This is a genomic window from Limibacter armeniacum (genome assembly GCF_036880985.1).
Classification (GTDB): Bacteria; Bacteroidota; Bacteroidia; order Cytophagales; family Flammeovirgaceae; genus Limibacter; species Limibacter armeniacum.
On sequence record NZ_JBAJNO010000008.1, the window covers coordinates 627,650 to 651,266 of the forward strand.

Annotated in this window: 18 protein-coding genes; 5 read left to right on the forward strand and 13 right to left on the reverse strand. The window is 41.9% G+C overall.

Annotated elements, in window-relative coordinates; genetic code table 11:
* From V6R21_RS08545 to V6R21_RS08555, 3 genes are all read right to left on the reverse strand, one after another.
* Entirely contained in the window at positions 1–861 is an 861-nt protein-coding gene (locus tag V6R21_RS08545) for a helix-turn-helix domain-containing protein (protein WP_334242719.1), read from the reverse strand.
* Between the two features lie 132 nt (positions 862–993).
* The gene (locus V6R21_RS08550; protein ID WP_334242722.1) at positions 994–1,644 is read right to left on the reverse strand and encodes a 2OG-Fe(II) oxygenase; all 651 of its coding nucleotides are present in this window, start codon (positions 1,642–1,644) and stop codon (positions 994–996) included.
* A gap of 233 nt (positions 1,645–1,877) precedes the next feature.
* Positions 1,878–3,872 (reverse strand): flavohemoglobin expression-modulating QEGLA motif protein, encoded by a 1,995-nt coding sequence (locus tag V6R21_RS08555; protein WP_334242724.1) that lies wholly within the window; start codon positions 3,870–3,872, stop codon positions 1,878–1,880.
* Positions 3,873–4,283: 411 nt separating this feature from the next.
* Between V6R21_RS08555 and V6R21_RS08560 the strand changes: the two genes are divergently transcribed.
* Positions 4,284–5,825 (forward strand): bifunctional GNAT family N-acetyltransferase/carbon-nitrogen hydrolase family protein, encoded by a 1,542-nt coding sequence (locus tag V6R21_RS08560; RefSeq protein ID WP_334242726.1) that lies wholly within the window; start codon positions 4,284–4,286, stop codon positions 5,823–5,825.
* A 135-nt stretch (positions 5,826–5,960) separates the two neighbouring features.
* On the opposite strand, the gene V6R21_RS08565 is transcribed toward V6R21_RS08560, so the two are convergent.
* The gene (locus V6R21_RS08565; protein WP_334242728.1) at positions 5,961–7,613 is read right to left on the reverse strand and encodes an AMP-binding protein; all 1,653 of its coding nucleotides are present in this window, start codon (positions 7,611–7,613) and stop codon (positions 5,961–5,963) included.
* Between the two features lie 383 nt (positions 7,614–7,996).
* Between V6R21_RS08565 and V6R21_RS08570 the strand changes: the two genes are divergently transcribed.
* Complete coding sequence (locus tag V6R21_RS08570; protein ID WP_334242730.1) at positions 7,997–9,376, forward strand: MATE family efflux transporter; 1,380 nt, start codon at positions 7,997–7,999, stop codon at positions 9,374–9,376.
* A 658-nt stretch (positions 9,377–10,034) separates the two neighbouring features.
* Here V6R21_RS08570 and V6R21_RS08575 read toward each other — a convergent pair.
* Positions 10,035–10,304 carry a YdeI/OmpD-associated family protein gene (locus V6R21_RS08575; protein WP_334242731.1) on the reverse strand — a complete coding sequence of 90 codons (270 nt, stop codon included), beginning with the start codon at positions 10,302–10,304 and terminating at the stop codon, positions 10,035–10,037.
* Positions 10,304–10,717 carry a YdeI/OmpD-associated family protein gene (locus tag V6R21_RS08580; protein WP_334242733.1) on the reverse strand — a complete coding sequence of 138 codons (414 nt, stop codon included), beginning with the start codon at positions 10,715–10,717 and terminating at the stop codon, positions 10,304–10,306. Before V6R21_RS08580 ends, V6R21_RS08575 begins: the two co-directional genes overlap by 1 nt.
* Before the next feature lie 199 nt (positions 10,718–10,916).
* On the opposite strand from V6R21_RS08580, the gene V6R21_RS08585 reads away from it, so the two are divergent.
* Positions 10,917–11,399 carry an SRPBCC family protein gene (locus tag V6R21_RS08585; protein WP_334242735.1) on the forward strand — a complete coding sequence of 161 codons (483 nt, stop codon included), beginning with the start codon at positions 10,917–10,919 and terminating at the stop codon, positions 11,397–11,399.
* 174 nt (positions 11,400–11,573) lie between these two features.
* On the opposite strand, the gene V6R21_RS08590 is transcribed toward V6R21_RS08585, so the two are convergent.
* The 5 genes from V6R21_RS08590 to V6R21_RS08610 all read right to left on the reverse strand — a co-directional run bounded on the left by V6R21_RS08590 (position 11,574) and on the right by V6R21_RS08610 (position 17,188).
* Positions 11,574–12,779 carry a transglutaminase-like domain-containing protein gene (locus V6R21_RS08590; protein WP_334242737.1) on the reverse strand — a complete coding sequence of 402 codons (1,206 nt, stop codon included), beginning with the start codon at positions 12,777–12,779 and terminating at the stop codon, positions 11,574–11,576.
* Positions 12,780–12,817: 38 nt separating this feature from the next.
* Positions 12,818–14,071, reverse strand: coding sequence for a PNGase F N-terminal domain-containing protein (locus V6R21_RS08595; RefSeq protein ID WP_334242739.1), 1,254 nt, complete (start codon positions 14,069–14,071; stop codon positions 12,818–12,820).
* Between the two features lie 183 nt (positions 14,072–14,254).
* Entirely contained in the window at positions 14,255–14,728 is a 474-nt protein-coding gene (locus V6R21_RS08600; protein WP_334242741.1) for an MgtC/SapB family protein, read from the reverse strand.
* 70 nt (positions 14,729–14,798) lie between these two features.
* Complete coding sequence (gene ppk1 / locus V6R21_RS08605; protein WP_334242742.1) at positions 14,799–16,799, reverse strand: polyphosphate kinase 1; 2,001 nt, start codon at positions 16,797–16,799, stop codon at positions 14,799–14,801.
* A gap of 170 nt (positions 16,800–16,969) precedes the next feature.
* On the reverse strand, positions 16,970–17,188 hold the full coding sequence (locus V6R21_RS08610) for a hypothetical protein (protein WP_334242744.1): 219 nt from the start codon (positions 17,186–17,188) through the stop codon (positions 16,970–16,972).
* A gap of 261 nt (positions 17,189–17,449) precedes the next feature.
* Between V6R21_RS08610 and porX the strand changes: the two genes are divergently transcribed.
* Positions 17,450–19,003 carry a T9SS response regulator signal transducer PorX gene (porX, locus tag V6R21_RS08615; protein WP_334242747.1) on the forward strand — a complete coding sequence of 518 codons (1,554 nt, stop codon included), beginning with the start codon at positions 17,450–17,452 and terminating at the stop codon, positions 19,001–19,003.
* A gap of 92 nt (positions 19,004–19,095) precedes the next feature.
* On the opposite strand, the gene pfkA is transcribed toward porX, so the two are convergent.
* Entirely contained in the window at positions 19,096–20,067 is a 972-nt protein-coding gene (pfkA, locus tag V6R21_RS08620; protein ID WP_334242749.1) for a 6-phosphofructokinase, read from the reverse strand.
* Between the two features lie 307 nt (positions 20,068–20,374).
* Positions 20,375–21,196, reverse strand: a complete 822-nt coding sequence (gene proC, locus V6R21_RS08625; RefSeq protein ID WP_334242751.1) for a pyrroline-5-carboxylate reductase — start codon at positions 21,194–21,196, stop codon at positions 20,375–20,377.
* 356 nt (positions 21,197–21,552) lie between these two features.
* On the opposite strand from proC, the gene V6R21_RS08630 reads away from it, so the two are divergent.
* Positions 21,553–23,550 (forward strand): SpoIIE family protein phosphatase, encoded by a 1,998-nt coding sequence (locus tag V6R21_RS08630; RefSeq protein WP_334242754.1) that lies wholly within the window; start codon positions 21,553–21,555, stop codon positions 23,548–23,550.
* Positions 23,551–23,617: the final 67 nt, after the last annotated feature.

Consider the following 23,617-nt stretch of genomic DNA (forward strand, 5'->3'; position numbering starts at 1 on the left):
CTATTTTTCCTCTGTAGTGGATAAAGCATTTTTTTCTTCCCTGAATGTTGAGGGGGAAACACTTACCTGTTTCTTGAAGAATCGGCTAAAGTGTGACACTTCTGAGAAGCCCAGTTCAAAGGCAATTTCCTTAGTGGTTTTATCTGTATAAAGTAAAAGGCGCTTGGCTTCCAGTATAATTCGCTCCTGAATGACCTGTAAAGGTGTCTGGTGACTGAAGGAGACAAAAAGGTTGGAGATGGTTTTAGGTGATCGGTTCAACATATTGGCATAGTCCTGCACCTGATGGAATTCCTTGTAATGGTTTTCTACAAGAAGGTTAAACTCTCTGATCACATCAATTTCCTGCTCTTTGAGCGTAACGGCTTTCTGCTGCTTTAGGAGACGGGTGATTTTGATGATTAGGCGTTTGAGTAGCATCCGTAGCATCTCGCCTTGAATATTGTCGGCTGTTTGGTATTCGTCAATAAAGACCGTAAGCAATGCTTCAAATTTCTTCTGTTCCTGTACGTCCAATTGGAGAAAGGAATTCTGCTGGACATTGTAGAATAACAGTCCGGCACAAGAAACCTCCTTATCGTGATCCAGAATACAATAAAACTCCCTGTTAAACTGCCACAGTACGATGTCTTCAGCTTTTGAGAAGTGAAAGGTTTGGTTATTGACCAAAGAAAGGACAGCATTGGAGGCAAGCGGGTAGTCTATTCCGTCGATATGTACCTCCTGCTCCTTTCCAATATTCCATGCAAGGGAGAGCAGTTTTGAATCCTTGTCACGAAGGTAGTGGCGGGAGAGGTGCTGCTCACCTTGGTACATTCTGAAAATGCCCCCTGTTTTAGGTTCTTTGTATTCAAATAACATATGGAAAGTATCAAAGTATTTGGATTGCTTCTAGGTATAAAGTGCAAATTGGAAGGAATTGTTTCTGAAAAAAAGCGGTAGGCGCTTATTCAAAGTTTCTCGGCTTCAACCATATAGCTGAAGCCGAAAAGCTTATGCCAAAAAGGATAATGTTTTAGGCTTGTCCAGCAGCCATCCGGCAATGCTGTAACGTTCTTTGTGCGTAAGTAGGACTTCATGCTCCAGCTTGTCACTTCTGAAAATCAGCAAGCGACCTGCTTTTGGTAAAATGTCCAAGGTCTTTTCGTTTTCTCCCTCAGGAAAGAAAAGCCTTAACTGTCCGCCGTCAGCTTCTGTCCATTCTTTGTTCAGGTAACACAGGATCGTAATCTGCCTGTTTTTGTCCTGATGGAACTGATCCAGATGCCTTTTGTAAAAAGTGCCTTCAGGATATACGGCAAAATGTGCCTCAAAATCCTTAAGCCCTAGGTAACAGGTCTGGTTAAGGAAGTCGATGAGTGTCCGAATTTTTTCAGCAAAGAATGACAAATGTGTGTCACTTTCCTCAATCCATCGGATATGGTCTCCTCTTATCTTTTTGTTGACCTGAAAATCATCCTGCTGTCCAATGCCAGCCTTCTTGAATTCATCTTGTTGCTGATAAGCTTCAAATTCATTCAAGAGCGTGTCCACTTCCTCACCCGTGAAGAAGTTGTCCACTAAACCGAAATGCTGCTCGGCAAGTCCATCAACCAGTTGGTCGAGTTGCTGTGCCAGGGCATTACGATCCAGCCCTATACTCATATGTTTAAAGAACGATAATGTAAGTAATGAAAAACAACTTAATGCTTAACCATTACGCTGATAGACAATTTTTTATGCTCGCTATCAGACAGTAAAAAGCTTGCAATAATAAATGATTTTAGGCCAATGTCAACACTATTTTTTGAGTATTTAGATAGGTGACTGGAGGAGTGAGGTTTATAGGTGTGAATAAGAAAGGAGACCCAAGCGAGTCTCCTTTGATCTGATATCTATTATTGTAGCCCTTCCATCACATAGTTAATGACAGGATTGGAATCTATAGGGCTTTCAAATGAGCGAGTAATGTATTTAGGAGGAACACAAATCTTTCGCTCAATCATTTCATTGATGATGTTTTGGTAACGAAGTGTCGTTTTACCAATCAGCAATGGCGACAAGTCGTTACCTTCCTTGTAGTGTTTCAGAATGTCACGGAAACCTCTAAGGTACAGGTAATCTTTGGTGAAGCCGCCCCCTCTGAAGATACGGGCAGCCAGATAGAATGCCTGCTGCTGATCCAAGTGCTTGGAGTCTGCCAAATAGTGGAATACAGCCTTGAAGTCATTTCCTTTCAGGAACAAGTCAATCGCCTTCACCCTTAGCGCAAGCATTTTTAATCTTGACACTGTAATATTGTTGGACAACAGCTCACTCAAAATAGCCAACCCTTCTTGTGTATGGGTATTGTGTGGCATACCCAACCTGAAAATGCTCAAAGGTTGCAAGCGGGCATTGACTGTTGTAACCATATGTACCCCAATCTCATGTTCTGCCAGCGCATAAAGTGACTTCTCTGAGAACATGGCATCCTTTCGGATTTTAACCGATTTCTGCTTGTTGATGATCAGTACTTTGGAGACAATTTGCTTGGAGATTTCCACCTTTGCCTTGAATCCGTAAGCATCCATGACTTCTTTAAAAAACTCTTTTACTTCTACAGGTGAAAGGTTTTCTTCCTCATCGCCATCTATACTTGGAGAGCAGTGCAGCAAGTAATCGGCATTGCGAACGTCCTTGTAGTCTGGTTCTCCGAAATAGCGGAGGGAGTTGTACAGAAACTTGTCAGTACCAATAGAAGCGATCATATCGATCTTGTCAGCATAGGAATCGATGATATCCTGATACAGCAACTTCAATGAGATGTCACTGATATCTTCTACAGGAATCGCATAAAGCTGCCTTTTGACCTCGAATGGATTAAGCGTCAGTTGACGATACTTAAAGGTTGGGTTTACCTGAAACCTCGACTTGAAAAACTCCTTTTTTGCCTGCTCAATATTGATTGGGTTGACCATACTCAGGATCTCAAACCCTTTGGCGATCTCCATAAGCATCTTGTCTACCTTCAGCAGGTTGTCATCCACCTCAAATGAAAGCAAGTGGTTCTTCTTGACGACAGTAAGGTTGGTTCGGTTGCGAGCAAAGAATGCAGCCGTATTGATAATGGCTTTCTTGAGCTGGTTGGTCAGCTTGTCCACCACAACAGGGTAAACCTCACCTGTTTCTTCATTACAATATACTTTCTTGACATCGGTAGAGAATACCAACGTCTTGGCAAACTTTTCGGAAAGGTGTTCCAATAGGTAACCGTTGCCAAAGAATACCTCGTTCTCGGCAGCAGACACATCAATGCTTGGCAACTTGATACGCTTCAGTTCCTTCAGGAAGAAGTTGATATCCTTGCGGTAATGTGTATCGTCCAGCAGTTCAGTACCTACATTGAATGTAGGGGTAGGATGATCTATTCGCTTATGGTTAAATGCATGAATATCAAATACCAGTACAGCCGAAAACTTATTTTCCAGCACTTGGATAAGCGTATCCAATATCTGGTAAAAGGTACGGTGCTTTTCCAAAGAAAGGTCTTTTTCCTTCTTGGTCAGGTTCTTATTCCATACCTCCTTGTTCCATGCGGTTTTGTATACAGCCTTTGACTCAGGTCGGTTCAGGTCATATTCAAAGCGTGAATCGTTGCCAGCCAGTACAATAGGTAGGGAAGAGATCATATCCAATGAATAGGGCGCTTCTTCGTACCAGCGTTCTTCTTCGGTAAGCGCACATTTCTCTTGCAGCTCTTCTCTGAGTTGGTTTCCATTGTGCAATGCAATGCCTGCAAATGGTGTATAGTCTTCAATTTTGATATAAAGAGAGTTGTCAGCTGTTTCTGCTTCAAAGCATTGTCTGCGTTGAATTTTTTCAATGATCTGTGCCGCCGTAAGTTTTTGCATGCTAAGCTATTTAAATTCCTTACTATTCCGCAAAAGCACTTTAGTAAACAAAACTTTGTTGCCAATTGGAATACGAGGATATCCAAGTGAAAAATAGTTGACTTAAGCCCTCAACAAGATAAAAAAATCATTGTGAAAAAGGACTCTCAAAACGAGCGGCAAATATGGTTACAGAATTGATATAATTTGTATTTGTATCCAGAAATTTTAAATAATATTGCTGAGGAATTAATAAGGAACCATTCAAAATACTAACAGGTTCTGAATCATGTATTTGACCGCTGATACGGTTGAGGAATAAAAACACCCAAATTGCAAACAAAGTGAATGATTGTAACGGAATTGAACAAATTCAATACGCAATCAATTCATATAAGATAAGGAAATTGAAAAATAAGCATAGATAACTATATGGAACAGATAACAGAAACTACTGAACAGGAACAGCATATAGAACTGAGACACCTTCAGATTTCGGATTATGTGGAACTGAATGAAGCCATGATTCAGGCTTATTCAGGTTTGGATATGTCATGGGAAAGGAAAAACATCGCAAAGCTGCTAAACATTTTTCCTGAAGGACAGCTTTGTATCGCTGTGAACGGAAAGGTGGTGGCAAGTGCCCTGTCCATTATTGTCCAGTATGGCAAGTTTGGTGACAACCACACCTTTAAGAGTATTACAGGAAACCATACGTTTGATACCCACGATCCTGACGGAGATGTGCTGTATGGTATTGAGGTGTTTGTACACCCTGATTACCGTGGTATGCGATTGGGACGAAGGTTATACGATGCCCGTAAGGAGCTTTGTGAAAACCTGAACCTAAGGGCAATCATTGCGGGTGGACGTATCCCGAATTATGAGAAATATGCTGACGAGCTAAAGCCTCGTGAATATATCAATAAGGTCAGGATGAAACAGATCTATGATCCTACGTTGAATTTCCAGCTGTCCAATGACTTTCACGTAAAGAAGGTTTTGCGCAATTACCTGTTGGGTGATACGCAGTCAAAGGAATATGCGACACTGTTGGAGTGGAACAACATCTACTTTGAGAAGGATCAGCCAGTGATCAGTCCACAGAAGACGGTCGTAAGGCTAGGGTTGGTACAGTGGCAAATGCGTCTTTTCGAAGACTTTGAGGCTCTGATGCGTCAAGTGGAATACTTTGTGGATGCAGTGAGTAACTACCACTCTGATTTTGTGATGTTCCCTGAGTTTTTCGAGGCACCACTGATGGAACCTTATAACCACTTGGGTGAAGCAACAGCCATGCGCCAGTTGGCAGGCTACACTGAAGAAATCAGGAAAAGGATGTTGGATATGGCCGTATCGTACAATATCAACATCATTACAGGTAGTATGCCTTATCTGGAAGATGATACGCTGTACAATATCTCTTACTTGCTCCGTAGGGACGGTTCTTGGGAAGAGTACCGCAAAATCCATATTACGCCTTCAGAGATAGAGGCTTGGGGGATGGTTGGCGGAAACGAAGTCGCTGTATTTGATACGGACTGCGGTAAGGTCGGAATTCAGATCTGCTATGATGTGGAGTTCCCTGAGCTATCACGAATCATGGCTGAACAAGGTATGCAAATCCTGTTTGTTCCTTTCCTGACAGACACCCAAAACGGTTATATGCGTGTGAGAAATTGTGCACAGGCAAGAGCGATTGAGAATGAGTGTTATGTAGCCATGACAGGTAGTGTAGGTAACTTGCCTCAGGTAAACAATATGGACATTCAGTATGCGCAGTCAACCATCTTTACGCCATCTGATTTTGCATTCCCGATGAATACAGTGAAGGCGGAAGCAACGCCAAATACGGAGATGATGGTGGTGGCAGATATTGACCTTGAATTGTTGAAAGAGCTGCACGAACACGGTAGTGTGCGTAACCTGAAAGACAGACGTAAGGACCTGTACGACCTTAGGGTAAAGAAGTAATAATATGAGTTATATACCCTTTCAGGATATAGTACTGGTGGATTTCAATCCATCTTAATTAAAAGCAAAAAAGAGAACCCCAATCGGAAGTAATCTGATTGGGGTTCTTATATATTCTAGCATCCAGCATCTTGATTATGCCTGATACATAAAGCGCTTGATGCTTCGTTTTGGAGTTTTCTCAAATTCAGTTGGACTGATCTTGAAATCCGAGATAGTCATATAACCCGGCACTCGGTGGTTGATTGCCTTGACCTCTTTTTTCAGTAAGTCGCTCAACTGATCCTGTGAAAGGTTGTTTTTGTCTACTACCTCAAAGTCAGGGTAGATCAGTGCCACCAGTTTGTTATTCTTGTCAATCACGATTGACTCCGTAATGTACTGAGAGTTGTTCAACAGAGACTCTAACTCTTCAGGGTAGATGTTTTTGCCTGAAGGACCAAGAATCATACTCTTGCTTCTACCTTTGATAAAGATATTGCCCTCATGGTCTATAACACCAAGGTCACCCGTACGGAACCAGCCATCGTTATCCAGCACTTTTTCTGTCGCTTCAGGATTTTTGTAATAGCCCTTCATTACATGGCTACCTTTTACCATAATCTCCCCAACAACTTCTCTTTGGTTGTCTGAATCGATTTTAACCTCTACTTCATCAACAGGACGACCAGAAGCACCTAGCTTTGTCGTGTTCCAAGAAGCGTAAGAAATCAGAGGTCCGCACTCTGTCATGCCGTAGCCTACTGTAAAAGGAAACTTGATCTTGTTGAAGAATGCTTCCACTTCAGGGTTGAAGGCAGCACCACCAATTACAAGTTCCTTAAAGTTGCCACCAAAGCTTTCGTAAACGCCCTTTCTGATTTTGTTGAATACCAGATTTCTTAGTCCTGGAATCTTGATCAGTTTGCTGATCATTGGTTTTCTCAGCTCAGGCTGAATCTTTGACTTGAAGATCTTTTCGATCACCAAAGGAACCGTCAGGATCAGGGAAGGTTTTACTTCTTGGAAAGCACTCAGGACAACTTGTGGAGAAGGTGTCTTGGTCAGTAGGGTGATATGACAGCCCAATGTCAATGGAAACAGGAATTCGAATGCGCAGCCGTAAGTGTGTGCCAAAGGCAGGAATGAGACAATCTTGTCTTTTGGCTGCAATGGCATATTGTTCTGTGCAAACACCACATTGCCACTAAGGCTTTTGTGTTGGATCATTACACCTTTGGAGAAGCCCGTAGTACCAGAGGTATAACTGATTACTGCCAGCGCTTCAGGGTCAGCATAATGGAACATCAGGTTGGCCGCATTGACCCCTCCGGAGAAATCCGAAGCAAAGCGTGTAGCCCCGATCTCGAAGATGGATTGCCCTAAGCCTTCTTTGGTGGATTCGAGTAAGCCAAAGTCCTTGATGGAGAAGATCACCTCGATATTGGTCATCTTTTCAGGACTAAGCCCTGCAAAGATATTCTTCTCAATAAACAGCACCTTAGCATCCGAATGGTTTACAATATGGTGGGTGTCGTCTGCCTTAAAGTCAGGCAATACAGGTACGATAACCGCTCCATAAGTGACTGTAGCCAAGTAAATGGTACACCAATTGGCTGAGTTTTTTCCCATTAGGGCAATTTTGTCGCCTTGCTCAACGCCAAGCTCCCTAAATGCACTGTGAATTTTGGTGATGGTTTCCCCAAGTTCCCCATATGTATAACTCTTGCCCTTATAGTCCTCCAATGCCTTGAATTCCCAGTTGCTTTTTACAGATTCTTCCAGCAACTGTGTAAGCCTCTTTGTCATTTTGTTTATGCTATTGTTTGACTACCAATTTAACCGTATGGTAGTAGAAGTTGTTACTTTATTCGATTAGTAGTTTGCTCCGTGTTTTGTACGGAAGTATGTGGTACTGAATCATTCAGCGCGGCAATTTACTATATTTTAGTCTGAGGATGCAAATGATCGTTCATTCACTTCGATTTGTCAAGGTTAAAACATTGACAATTGATCCTGTTCAAAAGTTGAATGTTATGGAGATAGGTTTGGTTGTAAGGAGATAAAGTGGAAGGTTGATTATGAAAGATGATCTCGTATCTTTGCGGACATTTTTTGTCTAAAAGACTGATTTAATTGAGTTAACAACTGTAAATCATGCAGTTGGCAAGACGAACAAAAACCAGCGGGAAGTGAGTGAAATCAAGGATCTAACACAAGGAAATATATTAAGGCAGCTGATGCAACTAGCTATGCCAATTATGGCAACCTCTTTTGTACAGATGGCTTACACCATGGCAGATATGGCATGGCTAGGCAGGGCAGGTAGTGAAGAAGTGGCGGCTGTCGGTACAGCCAGTTTCTTTATGTGGCTGGGCCTGTCCCTGTTGCTGATGACCAAGGTAGGGGCAGAGGTAACCATTGCACAGGCACTTGGAAAAAAAGATAGAAAGAAGGCTGGGCTATTTGCTGAAAATACCGTTGCGCTATCCTTTGTACTTTCTGTACTGTATGGCGCCATTCTGTTTGTATGGGCAGAGCCTATTATCAGTTTTTTCCAGCTGAATCACCCTTTGGTGGAGCAAAAGGCAGCCAGTTACCTGAAAGTGATTGGTGTCGGGATGGTATTTATTATGGGGAACCCAACCTTCTCGGGCATATTCAATGGCGTAGGAAATAGCCGGACGCCATTTGTATTCAATGCTGTCGGGTTGGTATTGAATATCCTGTTGGACCCTCTATTGATTTTTGGATGGGGAAATACGGTTCCTGCAATGGGCGCTGAGGGAGCTGCAATAGCAACAGTCCTGACACAGGTATTTGTCGGGGCATTGTTTGTGTATCGCCTGACGGGCAGCCGCAACCCATTTGGTGGAAAACTTTGGCGTATACCGGCCAAGGCTTTTGCCAAGCCTATCTTTGATATTGGCTTGCCAGTAGCATTGTATGCATCCCTGTTTGCCATTTTTGCCATGATTATCGCAAGGCAAGTAGCACAGTGGGGAGCTGAATCGGTTGCTGTACAAAGCGTTGGAACCCATATAGAATCTATCTCATGGATGACAGCACAGGGACTGGGTACAGCCTTGGCATCATTTGTAGGGCAGAATTTTGGAGCAGGTCGATTTGACCGTATCCGAAGAGGGTTCTTTATTACCATGACCGTCATGAGTACAATCGGGCTGGTAGTCACCATCGCCTTTGAATTTTTTGGTGTACCAATATTTGGACTGTTTATACCCGAAAAAGAAGCGCAGCTATTGGGAAGTCTTTACCTGCAAATCATAGGCGTGTCACAGTTGTTTATGATCTGGGAGATCGTGTGTGAAGGGTTATTTAGCGGACTTGGGAAAAGCCGAATTCCATCAATTATCGGAATTGTTTTTACCGGTTTGCGTGTACCGGTTGCCTTGTTGTTGGTAGAAGTATTTGGGATGGGCATTGAAAGCGTATGGTGGACCATCAGTATCTCTTCTCTATTTAAGGGCGGGATTATGGTAGCCTGGAGTGTGCTGGAGATGAGAAAGCCAGTAACGGAAGCCGCACCAATTCTCGAAGTTGCTTATACCTAATCAATATCATTGGGTAGATAAATAAACGTGAGTTATGGATTAAAACATCGCTATCTCGCCCTTTCAGGGCAAAGCCCCGAAGGGACGAAATATATTGGCGATGGACTTCAGTCCTTCGTCAGGCAAATGATATTTTCAGCTCTAAAAAGGAGGTCTAGTCCATCGTTCACGTTAAATAAAGAAAAGCAGGACACTACAGTGTCCTGCTTTTTTTATCCCACAGGTCGAAATAGAATAACGATGGAATTATTAAGTTTATCTCTTTTATATTAATGAATGGCTGGATCGAAGGGGTTAAATATATCAACGATTGTTGTCTGTTTAAGTAAAGACCTCATATTGAATCACTTTCTTTTCAAAATCGAGTAGAAAAGCGTTGTCTTCTGGGTAATATTTAGCGTTATCAAAATCTTCTCCAGCAAAATTCTTGATTACTTCTAAATTTTCCCAAAATGTAATTAAGGTGAAATGAGCCGTTTCGTTTTCAATTCTCCTTAAAAAAAGTCAAGTCAATAAAGCTTTCTGTGCTTTTATAGTCGGTATTGCTTTAGCCTTCAAAAAGGTTGTATAGGCTTCATAATCCTCTACTGTTGTTCGGCCATGCCAAATTCTTGCTATCATATTTTACATTTTTAATGTAAGTTACATCCAATAGGTTTTACCTTAATCGCTTTTGTTGCTCACTTACACGAATGGTTTTTTCAAGGCGTGAGATGCTGGTTTTTTCCTGTTTAGCACTCATTATCCAGTGTATAATACTTTTTTGATAGGATGGTGCTTGTCTGACAAAAAAGTCCCAAGCAACTTTCTGTTCCTTAAATTTCATCTCATAAGCAGGACTCAGGGTAATAAATTTCTTTTCATACGAATAGGTGCTGGAGTTACTTTCTTTTCTTAAACTAAATGCCTGAAGCCCTGCTTGCGTCATTAGTCCTGCTTTGCTAAGCTCTCTTCTACTTTGTTGATATTAACTGTACTCCAAGTGCTATTTTGTTTTCTAGGGGTAAAACGGATACAGTAGGAGTCTTTGTCGATGGATTTTCTGACACCATCTACCCAGCCAAAACACAGCGCTTGGTCTACAGATTGTGACCATGTCATAGAAGGTTTGCCACTCTTTATTTTATAAAAACCTACAATTAAAGCTGTTTCACTTTGATGGTGTTGTTTTAACCATTTTCTAAATTCTTCAGGTGAGGCAAAAAAGGTAGCTGTCATAGTTTTTTTATCTATTGTCAATGGTATTACCGCAATTAACACATAATTGTTAATCAAAGAATAATACCCTTTGATTAAATCTAAATACCACAAAGTCAAAGGCTTGGTGTAGCTTCCTTTCACTGATATAATAAGCGTATTTTGAATACAGCCTTACCGCATTTGATTTCCAAATATTGAAATGCCCCCAACACCCTGTAGTTTAACAGCACAATATTTTTTGGTTTTGATAAAAGATGATTGATCTGAAGGAAAATAAAACGGCTAGACAGTCGTATTTTTTGTGTAGGCACTTAATTACAAAACTAAACAACAAGCTATGATGTCTCTCCGAAAATCGAAGCACACAACCTTGACAGTTGAAATTGATAACAGTGTAGAGGCTGTATTTGCATACTTCAAGGATATGCGTCACCATGTGGACCTATATCCGTTGGTAACGGATATTGCTATTTTAGGTCAGGATACGGATAGTCAAGGAAATGACAAGTTGAAGGTGGGGATTACAGAAAAAATCTCTATCGGACCGTTTACTTTTCCAGCTTCTGTAATGGCAGAGCAGGTTATTGCTAAGGATGCCTACCAGTTTGATACATACGTCAAGGCATCTCCCAATATGGATGTACATATCACTTGCCGCTTTACTGAGTTGGGCGCAAATCGTATGAAACTGGAAGAGACTATCGAAATCGTTGCTTATGGTTTTATGGTCAATATGGCGATCAACAAGACAGCTGAGTCACATGAAACTGCTCTTCAAAACCTAAAGGCGAAGATGGAAGCAGAGAAGTTGATAACTGCTTGATTAGGTTAGTAACGATTGAATATACAAAAGGCAGCCCCTCTTTTTTTAAGGGGCTGCCTTTTATATTGATAGATCATCTTGTTATAAAATCAATTCTAATTAATGGGAGTGATGAATAAACACCTTAAACATATATAACCCTTGCAGGGCTAAATGATGAAAACTCACATTATGCTATTGATAGTATAGCCTAATGGTCTGACTCTTCTCCAAGGTGATTTTTTCTGAGTGCATCAGGTCATCTGCTGTAGGGTAAAATAGCTGTATCTCACTACCCTGATCTGCATAGAAAGTCAGGTAGTCATTCATATCCTGTTCAGGGCTTGGGGTTTTACCTTCATATAGCAGGTTACTGTTGTGGTAAGCCTTTACTTCTACAGAGATACGGTCATCTCCCATTGAGCAGCCTTTCTTTCTGAACATAATCAGCTGTATTTTTACCTTACCGTCTTTTGTCATTTGCTCTTCCAGCTGTTGTGCTTGGTAAAGCTCAAGGTAGCGGCTTGTCACGTTTTCAGCAGAGACATACTCAATATCCATATCCCATACTAGAGGAAAGTGGATGTCTGTCTTTTGGTATGAAGAAGCATAAATCCAGTTTTCAGGTTTACTAGGGTTTGCTTGTCCTGCATCAGGCAAAAACCAACCTTGGTTCAACCCACCACTTGGGTAATATTCCGTAAAGTACCATTTGCCATCAACCCATACCTCATTCCAGTTATGGTTGCCTTCCTTGGTAGTCCAGTTAGGAGTACCCGCTATACGTGAAGGGATCCCTACAGCTCGAAATGCATCTGTCAGCAATACAGAGAGTCCGGTGCAGGAAGCAAGTCCGCACTCCATAGACTCATAAGGACTTTGGTCAGGCTTGGGGCGTGCTGTTGAATATTTGACACCCACTTCCTCCATTATACTGTGATTGATAATCCTGATCGCCTCACGGATATCCTTGGCATCTTTAACCATTGGTGCAAAACGCTTATAGAAGTCTTTTCTCCAGTTGTCTCTACGTTCGTTCAAGGTCGCATATGGGAGCACCTCATTCAGGAATACCACTTTGGGAAGCTTGACCGCCCAGTCAAACTCTTTTCTTGCCTGATAAGCCAATGCTACATTTTCCAGCAAGTAGTCTGCTGTGAGTGTATCCAGATCATGTTGTGGCATAAAAGCAATCAGGAAAGACATACCTTCAAGCTGTTCTTCAGGGACTTTTTTCAAAGCTTTTTCCAGTTCATCCCTGTTGTCGCCAGCCTTGTCCAGCGCTGCTTCTACCTGTGGCCTATATTGTATAGGTGTTCTCGATTCAAAAGCAAGGTTACAGGAGAAAAGCCCTGTTAGCAGACACATAATTGCCAAAGAATTGATATATCCAGTTTTCATGATGATCATTCGTTTATCAGGAAAAAATTAGGTGAATACTATTGTTGATCGCCTATAAGATAGGCTGATATTAACCAGTGGTTGAACTCATTCTCTTTGGTAGGTTGAGACAGCGGCATACTGATTTTGAGGGTATGCTTGCCAGCCTTCAAATTACCTAACGGTATACTTACCGGTGTTACCACAGCTCCCGGACACCAGTTGGAACGAGACAGGTCAGAAGATGCTACACGCTCCTTGATGTTCCCTTTTACATATTTGCCTTGCTCCCAGTCAATCCATTGGGCACTGTCTACTTCCACCATCCAAACACCAGAACCTGGGTTGAATCGGCGGAATGAGGCACAGTCGTCTCTCCAAGGTGTCCAGTCAAGTACCAGTTTGTCGTCTACATATACCTGATTGGGGTTTTTGACAAACTCATCTCCTTTTGAATGCCCCCCATGTCCTGTAATCAGGTATTTGATGGTAGGGTTTTGGATACCTTCAGGAATCTCAAATTCAAAAGTGGCATCCTGACGGCTTAAGTAGTCAAAAGACTTTTGAGGGCCCATATATGCAATGCTGTTGAATAGGGGCTTGGCATATGTCTTAGGCATTACATCATTGGAGAGATAAGCCTCTTCAATGTGCAGTTGTGCAGACAGTTTATATCCTGAAGGAGTCCATGTATCTATCCAAACACCAATGTAGATGTCTTTACCCATCAAGGCTGGCAGTCTATCAGTGATATCCTGTTCCCAAACCACCTCATTTTCCCATTGGGCTATATAAGCAGGTTTCCTGCCTTTGGTGGTTTCCACGGTGTCTGTCGAATAATACCCTACGCCAAAAGGCGTCATAAAACGCATCAGTTCTATATTGGGGGTATAGTCTTTTGATGCCAATACTCCTTTAAAGTCTTCTTGCAGTTTATTAGGGTTTGGAAAGGTTGTTTTACCTTCTTTGATGTTTAGCAGGTTGATGGGCTGGTCGGCAGGGAACATAAAGATCGAGCCGGACTTGTCCCAGCGGTCACCATTGGACTGTAGGGTAACATGTAAGTTGGCTGTCGCTTTTCTTTGGTAGTTTGGAATGTTGATTTTTTTGAGAGCAATGCGTCCGTTGTCCAGCAGGATGATTTCTCCTTCTTTCTGGATGTCACCTATTTGGGTGTCAAAACGGATAAGCTGGTTATCGAATACCGATAAGCTAAGGTCCCCAACGGCAGGATATTCTTTTGGACCACAGCCTTGCAGAATAGCTGTTGTCAGTAGTAAAAAAGAGAGTAGGATACTGTAAAAAATCTTCATATGATACAATTTATTATTTCATAATACCAAAAGTACTCTTGGTTAGCCGATATTTAAAAACTCTTAACTACTGTTAAATATATTCTTGTAACATTGTGGCAAGCGTCTGGGCTTTTTAGTGTGGGGGAGCTTTGGTACAGTAGTAGGGAAAAAGAAAGGTTCTGAAGGGTAAGGCGTCGGTAATCAGTCTTTTACAGAGGTGTATTTTTTAGCGAGGTAATTTACCGTCTTATTGATGACCAAGACAAATACAGTCAGGCATACCGCAAGCAGGTACATTTTTATGGCTACACAAATTCCGATACCGGCAGAGTATAGTAGGGTAGCGGCAGTGGTAAGCCCTGTGATGGTTTGGTCTTCCCTTGACTTGATGATGGTACCAGCGCCAATAAAGCTAACCCCAATTACAATTGCCTGAACAATTCGGATTGGATCTATTTCCACCATCCCGCTGCTGTGTTGCGCTACCTTGAAATACTCTTGGAGGAAGTTAGTGAGTGGTTTGATAATGGCAACGACCAGACAGGTAAAGCCCCCGACTATCATGTTGGTACGGATACCGGCGGCTTTGTCTGCTCTTTCTCGTTCTATCCCGATCAGCATGGTGAGGATGGAGGCAATAAACACATCCATAAAAATGTAAAGCTCACTAATCATAAGGTCTATTTTTACTGAAACCATCAGTATCCTATAAACAATGATTAGGAGCTTGCCATTCAATCTGCTGTTACTGTATCCGCAATGTCGTAGCGGCTACTTGAGCATCCATCTTTTCTTTGTTGTTTTGGATATAGGTATTTTTTTGATCCTCATCCAGTAGTCGGGCTTTTACATTGTCCCTCAGTTGTAGGGAAGCATATTCAAGCAGGTACTGTTGGATGTGTGGCGCCAGTACAGGTGTGATGACCTCAATCCTGCGATCAAGGTTACGGGTCATCCAATCGGCAGACCCAATAAAGATTTTCTGTTCGTCTCCTTTGCCGAAGATATAGATGCGGGAATGCTCCAAAAACCGACCAACTATGCTGGAAGCTTTGATGTGCTCACTTTGTCCTTTAACACCTGCCTTGAGTCTGCATATTCCTCTTATGACCAATTCTATTTTTACACCATGGTTGTTGGCTTCATAGAGTTTTTCTATCATATCCTTGTCCTCAAGGCTGTTCATCTTGAGGAAGATATAACCCTCTTTTCCATCCTTTGCTTTGGCAATCTCTTTTTTAATCAGTTTCTCAAATGTACTGCGGGTGTTGAAAGGGGAGACGAGTAGGTGGTTGGTCTTAGGGATTATACGCTTTCTGCTCAGTACCTGAAATACTTGATTGACTTCCTTGGTTACTTCAGGGTTAGAGGTCATAATGCCTAAGTCCCCATAGATTCCAGCGTTTTTTTCATTGAAGTTACCAGTGGAAATATAGGCATATCGGTGGTGTGTATCCGCTTCTTTCTTATCGATCAGCAAGATTTTGGAGTGGACCTTTATGTCCGGAAAACTGTAAATCACTTCTGCACCATACTGTTCAAATACTTTTCCCCAACGGATATTGTTTTCTTCATCGAAGCGGGCTTGAGCCTCTACAAATATGGTTACCTGCTTTCCGTTTTGGCAGGCTTTGAGCAATGCATCAATCAGTCTGGATTGTTTGTCTACCCTGTACAGTGAGATCTTGATGGCTGTTACTTGCTTGTCCTCAGCAGCCTGTTCCACCAGTTGATTGACTGCCTCAAAAGAATGGTAAGGGAAATGTATCAGCCTGTCTTGTTGGTCAATGGCCTTGAATATATCAGCCGTGTCAAAGGGGGATTTTCTTGTAAGCTTGGGAAACTCCAACGATGCTCCAATTGGGTTTGGAAAGCCAAAAAAGTCCTTGAAATTATGGTATACACCACCTTTTACAATATCTACATCATGGATATCCAAGGTTTCTTTCAGTTGCTTTAGCAAAATGTCTGGCACGGTACTGTCAATCAAGACTCTGGTTGCTTCACCTGTGTTCCTGTTGTCCAGTGCCTGATAAATCTTGTCTACCAGTTTACCTGAGTACTCATCATCAATGTAGAGTTCAGCGTCACGGTTGATCTTGACGGCATATGTCCTTCGAATCGTTTTATGGGGAAATACTTGATGGAGGTTTGCCTTGATGATATCGTCAAGGAAAGTGATAAAGTGCATCCCTTCCTGAGATGGCAGGGTAACAAAACGTGATGGGTAGTCGGGGAATTTGATTAGTGTGAGTGGTGTTTTTTCTTCAAATTCAACTAACAATGCCATGGTTTCATTTTCCATAAATATGGCTTCATTTCCCTTCTCATATATTTTTAGCTGTTGAAAGTGTTGATCAAAGTATCCTGCTGAAAACTCAAGCTGCTGAGGGCTGAATTGTGCGTGATCAATGATATGAATGCCTTGATCTTTTAGGGCAGGGATGATTTGTTTCCTATAGATGCTGCCGAACTGTTCCTGTTGCTGACTTACCTGTTCCTTGATGGCTTTGAGTAAGCGGTTAGGCTTGGTGATCAGCTTCTTATTGAACTGCTTGTTGATGGTCTTGAGCTGTCTGATGGAGGAAACCCTTACTTCAAAAAATTCATCAAGGTTTGAAGAAAAAATGGCGAGGAACTTAATGCGTTCATACAATGGATTTTGGTTGTCGGCAGCTTCTTGCAATACCCTATGGTTGAATTGTAGCCAACTCAGATCGCGGTTGTAAAGAGATTTCTTGCTCAAAATAGTCGTGTTTTTACCTACTAAATTTAGGATGATCTTGAAATTTGACCTGTAACCTAATGTGTTGTTCTGCCTAAGTAAACAAGCAATTGGCTATTTGGTTACTGAGATAGGTATACAATGGTCAAGTTGCGTTATACTCCTTGCAAGGAACCTTATAACCAAAGACTTTATTGGTCATTGGAATCCTTTTTCAGTTTCTGAACATAGGCTGAGCTTTTTCCATTCCAAAAACAGTTAGTACAACGCCCATTTTCAAACTGATGGTCACATTTAGGGTACCCATACAGGTAATGAGCGCACTCAGGGCATAAGGACGCCATTTCAGTGGTATTGGAATAGTAGTCACTACCGCACTCTACACATTCCTTGGTTGCTTGTTTCATCATTTGCTTTCGTGCCAAAATGGAGAGGCAATATACCAAATAGTTGAGGTTACTCCTTAACGGGCGACCATTGTTCCTTATCATAAATTTCCATAAAAACTTCCTTTCCAACGCTGACAGTCTTACCTTCACTTAAACCATGTATTGATAGTAAATAACAAAGATGGTAGCCATGTTCAGATGATGCGGCATGGTTTTGAGGTGTATTTTAATAGGATACATTCCCTCAATTTTTAAGTGTCCAAAATCTAAAATTACTAGCCTATGAACCGATATTCCATACTGTGGGCAGATGATGAGATTGATCTGCTGAAACCACATATTCTGTTCCTGCAAAAAAAAGGGTATGATGTTACACCCGTTATCAGTGGTACGGATGCACTTGACAAATGTCAGGAAGAGTCATTTGACATTATCTTTCTGGACGAAAATATGCCGGGAATGACCGGACTTGAGACGTTGGAGGAAATCAAGCAGGTACGTCCGAGTATTCCTGTTGTGATGATTACGAAGAGTGAAGAGGAGTATATAATGGAGGAGGCAATCGGCTCCAAAATAGCGGATTACCTTATCAAGCCAATCAACCCGAATCAGGTATTGCTATCTGTAAAAAAACTGCTGGACAAGAAGCGTTTGGTGACTGAGAAAACCAATCACAGTTATCAGCGGGACTTTCAGAATATCAGTATGGCATTTGGAGACAGGCTGGACCATGAGGATTGGATAGAAATCTACAAGAAGTTGGTCTACTGGGACCTGGAGATTAACCAGACGGAGAACAAGAGCATGATGGATGTGCTGGAGATGCAGAAGTCTGAGGCAAACAACAACTTTGCAGATTTTATAGAGGATAATTACAAGTACTGGCTTTCTGGTGAAGAAGAAGGACCATTGCTTTCGCACCAGTTGATGAAAGAGAAGGTCTTCCCGCTGTTGAAGCAAGATGATAAGCCTGTCTTTTTCATATTGATTGATAACCTTAGACTGGATCAGTGGAAGGTATTGGAATCGACTTTTACGGAGTACTTTGTGAAGGAAGAGGAGTCTGCTTATTATTCTATTCTTCCTACCACGACGGCTTATGCCCGTAATGCCATATTCTCAGGCATGATGCCATTGGATATGAAAAAGCACTATCCTAACCTTTGGGTTGACGAGGATTCAGAAGATGGCAAAAACAACAACGAATTTGAGTTCTTGCAGGAGCAATTAAGTCGTAACAAGTTCAATATTAAATCTTCATATAACAAAGTAATACATGTGCATCAGGGCAGACAGGTGCTAGATAACTTACATAGCCTGCTGAATAACAAACTGAATGTGATTGTGTATAACTTTGTGGATATGTTGTCACATGCCCGTACCGATACGGAAATGGTAAGGGAGCTGGCTCCTGATGAAGCGGCTTACCGTTCTCTGACACATTCATGGTTCCTGCACTCACCATTGTTGGAGACATTGAAGATGCTGGCAGAAAAGGATGTACATGTGATCGTGACGACAGATCATGGTACAGTGAGAGTGAAGCGTCCGCACAAGATCATTGGAGATAGAAATACCAATACGAACCTTCGTTATAAGCAAGGTAAAAACCTGAGCTATGACCGAAAGAATGTATTGGCTGTGGCTAAGCCAGAAGAATACATGTTGCCTAAAGTAAATGTATCAACTTCCTATGCTTTTGCAACAGAGGATTATTTCTTTGCTTATCCCAACAACTACAATCACTATGTGAAGTATTACAAGGACACCTTCCAGCATGGTGGCATTTCCTTGGAGGAAGTGATTATTCCTTATATACAGTTGAGGAGCAAGTGATATAATAACCTTTAGATATCATGTAAATGAAAACCCCCAATAGCTTTGCAGCCATTGGGGGTTTCTTTTATCTCAAGAGCTAAGTCTTATGTCTAGATACTCAGGATGTTTACCATCTTGATCAGCTCCTTGTTCAATGGCTTTTTCTTGTGAATGGCATCAGCAAATGGTGTGTAAGCTACCTGATCATTGATAATACCTACCATTTCACTTTTTCTACCTGCCAATAGGCCTTCTACAGCAGCCATGCCCATTCGGCTAGCCAATATACGGTCAAGTGCAGTAGGGGCGCCACCACGTTGGATGTGACCAAGGTTCGTAACACGAATGTCCATATGAGGCAGGGCTTCTTTCGCTTTTTGTGCAATCACGTTGGCATTGCCAAGTTCTTCACCTTCTGCTACCACTACCATGGCAGATGTTTTCTTGTTTTCTCTACCGTTTTTCAGCGTGTCGATTACGCTTTCAAAGCTGTCAGGGTTTTCAGGAACCATTACCAGTTCGGCACCACCACCGATACCACACTGGATAGCGATATAACCGGCATCACGACCCATTACTTCTACGAAGAATACACGGTCGTGCGAGTCAGCAGTGTCACGAATCTTGTCAATGGCATCCAATGCTGTGTTTACAGCAGTATCGTAACCAATTGTATAATCAGTTCCGTAAAGGTCATTGTCAATGGTACCAGGACAACCGATTGTAGGAATATTGAAGTCCTGTAGGAAAAGGTCTGCACCCGTAAAGGTACCGTTACCACCGATGGCAACCATTCCTTCGATTCCGGCATCCATTACCTTATCATAGGCTACTTGTCTCCATTCTTTGCTTCGGAATTCGTCGCATCTTGCCGATTTCAGAATAGTACCGCCTTTCTGAATGATATTGCTGACCGAATAGGAATCAAGCTTTACAAAGTCGCCTTCAATCATGCCTTTGTAACCGCGGATGATACCCATTACTTCAACCCCGTTATAAATGGCTGTTCTAACTACGGCTCTGACGCAGGCGTTCATGCCTGGTGCGTCCCCTCCTGATGTGAATACAGCTATCTTTTTCAATGTCGTATATTATTTGGTAGTGTTAAATACTAATTAATGTACAAGTGGTAATTAAAAAAATACAATATTGTCCACTTGGGGTGAAAGATAAGCAATAACCTTTCAACCTTCAACCGGCTTTACCTTCCTTTTGAAAAAATATTAGGAACGGACCTAGCCTAAACTGAAAGCAATCAGTGAATTTTCAGATAAAGGACAAAATTTTTGTGAAAATTTAAATATTCTAAGTCAAACATAGGATAAAAATAAACCCAACTAATGTTCAGCTGGGTTTTGAATATCACTTTCAGGTGAAAACAGCCATTGGCTATTTACGCTCAAACTCCTCTGCTATTCCACTTATTTTGCCATGCGAAATCTTGATGCCTTTGATTAGAGACGAGCTGAAACCCTGATGTTCCATCTCATTAAGTCCGGCTATGGTACAGCCTTTTGGCGTGGTCACCCGATCTATTTCCTGTTCTGGGTGATTGCCTGTTTCCATCAGCAGGCTGGCAGCTCCCTTGACGGTTTGTACGGCAATCTGCTGAGAAACCTCCGAGCTAAATCCGATCTCGATTCCTCCTTGAATGGCAGCCCTGATAAAGCGCATGGTATAGGCTATGCCGCAGGCTCCCAATACCGTAGAGGCTGACATCAGTCCTTCATCAATCATGATGGCATCTCCAAGTTGCTTGAACAATTCCAGAATGGATTGTTGGCTTTCCTGGTCTGCATTATTGGTGGCAATGCAGGTCATGGATTCCCGAATGGCAATTGCAGTATTAGGCATAACGCGAAAGACTGAAACATCACTACCAATTACAGACTGCATATCCTCTAGTGTAACACCAGTCACTACAGAAGCCAGTACATGTTTATTGGGATCAAGTACGGGCTTGATCTCTTCAAGGATCTCCTTGATCTGGTAGGGCTTTACAGCCAAAATAATCAGGTTGCCTCTTAGGCATGATTTTGAGTTGTTGTCAGAAGTAATAACTCCTTTAGCTGCCAAGTGATCCAGTTTTTCGATCTGACGTCTAGTAATCGTTAAGTTGGCAGGCGCTATATATTTACTGGCAATAAGCCCTTCAGCAATGGCAACCCCTAGGTTACCGCCTCCAATAATCGTAATGTGATTTGGATTCATAAGTAGTATTATTCTAAAAGTAGTAATGTTTGGTTTAAGGGCTACTTGTCAGTACAAAAGAATCATTGCAGTTTTTGGATCTATCCTAACCAAGTTTTAAAGCCAGACTCTCAGGCTGTAAAGATAGTGACACCCTTGTCAAAGATAGAGATATACCAAAATTGTTACAACTGAATATTGATAGAATCTAATAGACTTTTAAGGATTGTTAATAGATAATTAACAGAGTAAATATAATTATTTGAAGGGGTCTTCAGTAAATTGCAACCAAATTAATGCTGTAAGATGATGAAAGACTTATCAGCAAGTTAACTTACAGATATATAGCTAAACTAAACCAACTTTGGTTCGAGGTCATGAACTTTAAGATTTCACTCAAACTAACTATACTTTGTCTGTTTCTGGTCCTGTTCACCAGTATGTCGCTGTTTTACTTTGATAACAGGGAGATACAGTTGACACTAAAGGAACAAATCATCAATGAACTTACGGATGGTTCGGATGAGGCTGTCAAGAATATTGACAGGTTCTTGAACGAGCGTCAGACGGATGTCAAGATGATTTCGAAAGACCCTGTCCTTACCAGTGGTGCCAGTGCCGAAACCATTATGAAGCGATTGAAAGAGTTGTCATCTATCAACGAGATGTACTATTCTTTTTCATTCTTTAACCCTAACCGAATCAGGATGGCAGACTCCAAAGGTTTGTCAGTAGGGAAGCAACATACATTGACCAAATACTGGATTCCACTGACAGATGGAGAACAGTTTGTCATGGATATTTCTAAATCTGAATCTGTAGGGCAGCCTGTTATTCACTTTGCTTCTAGAGTGGAGAATGACCACAATGAGTTGGTTGGGTTTGTGGTGGCAAGGGTATTGATTACCCGCTTGTATGAAGTGTTTGCTTCTCACCGTGAAGGTAGCATGTGGGATTCAGACAAGCTGCATGTTGATTTGGTGGATGCTAAAGGATTATTGCTTTACTCAAACCATAACCCGAAAGGCGTATTGGTAGAAAAGTATGCTTTTCCTGAAGTGGTCAAAGAAATCAGAAGAAAGGGAAGCAGAAGCATGGAAAAGGATGAGCAGCTGTTTCTGGTGACGGATGAAAAAGGGTATGACAATTTCAACGGAAACAACTGGGCAATGATGCTGTCCTTACCTTTGGAGGAAGCTTATAAGCCATTGGTGAAAGTAAGAGAGAAGATGTTGATTGTGATGTCTCCGATTGTGTTGGTTTGTATCCTGTTGGCAGTATTGGCAGCTCGCTATTTTTCTACACCGATCGTGCGTTTGAGTAGTGCTGCAGATAGAATTGGACATGGTGACTTTGAGACGCCAATTCGTGCTGTCAGAAGAAGGGATGAGTTGGGAGTGTTAGCAACGAACCTGAGCAAGATGGCTGCAAACTTGAGAAAGCGAGAAGAACAGCAGTTGCTGTTTCAGGAAGAATTGGAAGGGCTAAATAAGTCGCTTCATGAAAAGCTGAATCAGATCAATGAGCATAAAGAGGAGATTTCATCTCAGAATATGGCACTTGAGTATGCTTACAACGAGTTGGAGCGTAAGAGCAAACAGCAGACAGCCAGTATCAATTATGCCAAGAAAATACAGGAGTCGATGTTGCCAGATAAGCAGTTGCTATATGATGCATTGCCAGACTCCTTTATCTACTTCAAGCCAAGGGATATTGTAAGTGGAGATTTCTACTGGTACGAACGTATCCAGAAAGGGGGGAATGATTTCTTGGTAGTGGCGGCAGTTGACTGTACAGGTCATGGTGTGCCTGGTGCAATTATGGCAATGTTAGGAAGTAACCTATTGACCAGTATCGTGTGTTATGGTGGTTTTACTGATCCAGCAGAAATTCTGAAGCGTCTGAACAGAGATGTACGTAATGAACTGCATCAGGATAGGGAAGAGAGCCAGGACGGTATGGAAATCGCTGTATGTACCATTAACCTGAATACACGGGAGCTGTATTTTGCCGGAGCAGGCAGACCGCTTTATATCTTTCGTGATCAGGAGCTGATCGAGTTGCAGGCAAGTAAGGTGAATATTGGAGGTAGTGCAGCCCATCAGCGTAAACGAAACCCTGAAACGTTGATTTCCCAGTATTTTGAGCTGAAGGAAAATGACATTCTATACCTGTTCTCTGATGGTTATAAGGACCAGATTGGAGGACCTAAAAAGAGAATTTTCACTTCACGCAGACTAAGGGGAATGCTGAGTGAAATCCATACCAAGTCAGCCAATGATCAGGTAAATGACCTTGACCGTGTATTTGAAGGGTGGAAAGGAGATTTGGGACAAACAGATGATATGCTGATAGTATGTCTTAAGATGATATAATACCTTGTTTGAATAATTGATTTAAAGCCTCTATACGGTGTTGGTGACAGCACAGGATAGAGGCTTT

Coding starts and splice junctions, on each gene's coding strand:
- V6R21_RS08545 (WP_334242719.1), bottom strand. CDS start 861: ATGTTATTTGAATACAAAGAACCTAAAACAGGGGGCATTTTCAGAATG.
- V6R21_RS08550 (WP_334242722.1), bottom strand. CDS start 1,644: ATGAGTATAGGGCTGGATCGTAATGCCCTGGCACAGCAACTCGACCAA.
- V6R21_RS08555 (WP_334242724.1), bottom strand. CDS start 3,872: ATGCAAAAACTTACGGCGGCACAGATCATTGAAAAAATTCAACGCAGA.
- V6R21_RS08560 (WP_334242726.1), top strand. CDS start 4,284: ATGGAACAGATAACAGAAACTACTGAACAGGAACAGCATATAGAACTG.
- V6R21_RS08565 (WP_334242728.1), bottom strand. CDS start 7,613: ATGACAAAGAGGCTTACACAGTTGCTGGAAGAATCTGTAAAAAGCAAC.
- V6R21_RS08575 (WP_334242731.1), bottom strand. CDS start 10,304: ATGACGCAAGCAGGGCTTCAGGCATTTAGTTTAAGAAAAGAAAGTAAC.
- V6R21_RS08585 (WP_334242735.1), top strand. CDS start 10,917: ATGTCTCTCCGAAAATCGAAGCACACAACCTTGACAGTTGAAATTGAT.
- V6R21_RS08590 (WP_334242737.1), bottom strand. CDS start 12,779: ATGAAAACTGGATATATCAATTCTTTGGCAATTATGTGTCTGCTAACA.
- V6R21_RS08595 (WP_334242739.1), bottom strand. CDS start 14,071: ATGAAGATTTTTTACAGTATCCTACTCTCTTTTTTACTACTGACAACA.
- V6R21_RS08600 (WP_334242741.1), bottom strand. CDS start 14,728: ATGATTAGTGAGCTTTACATTTTTATGGATGTGTTTATTGCCTCCATC.
- V6R21_RS08610 (WP_334242744.1), bottom strand. CDS start 17,188: ATGATGAAACAAGCAACCAAGGAATGTGTAGAGTGCGGTAGTGACTAC.
- porX (WP_334242747.1), top strand. CDS start 17,450: ATGAACCGATATTCCATACTGTGGGCAGATGATGAGATTGATCTGCTG.
- proC (WP_334242751.1), bottom strand. CDS start 21,196: ATGAATCCAAATCACATTACGATTATTGGAGGCGGTAACCTAGGGGTT.
- V6R21_RS08630 (WP_334242754.1), top strand. CDS start 21,553: ATGAACTTTAAGATTTCACTCAAACTAACTATACTTTGTCTGTTTCTG.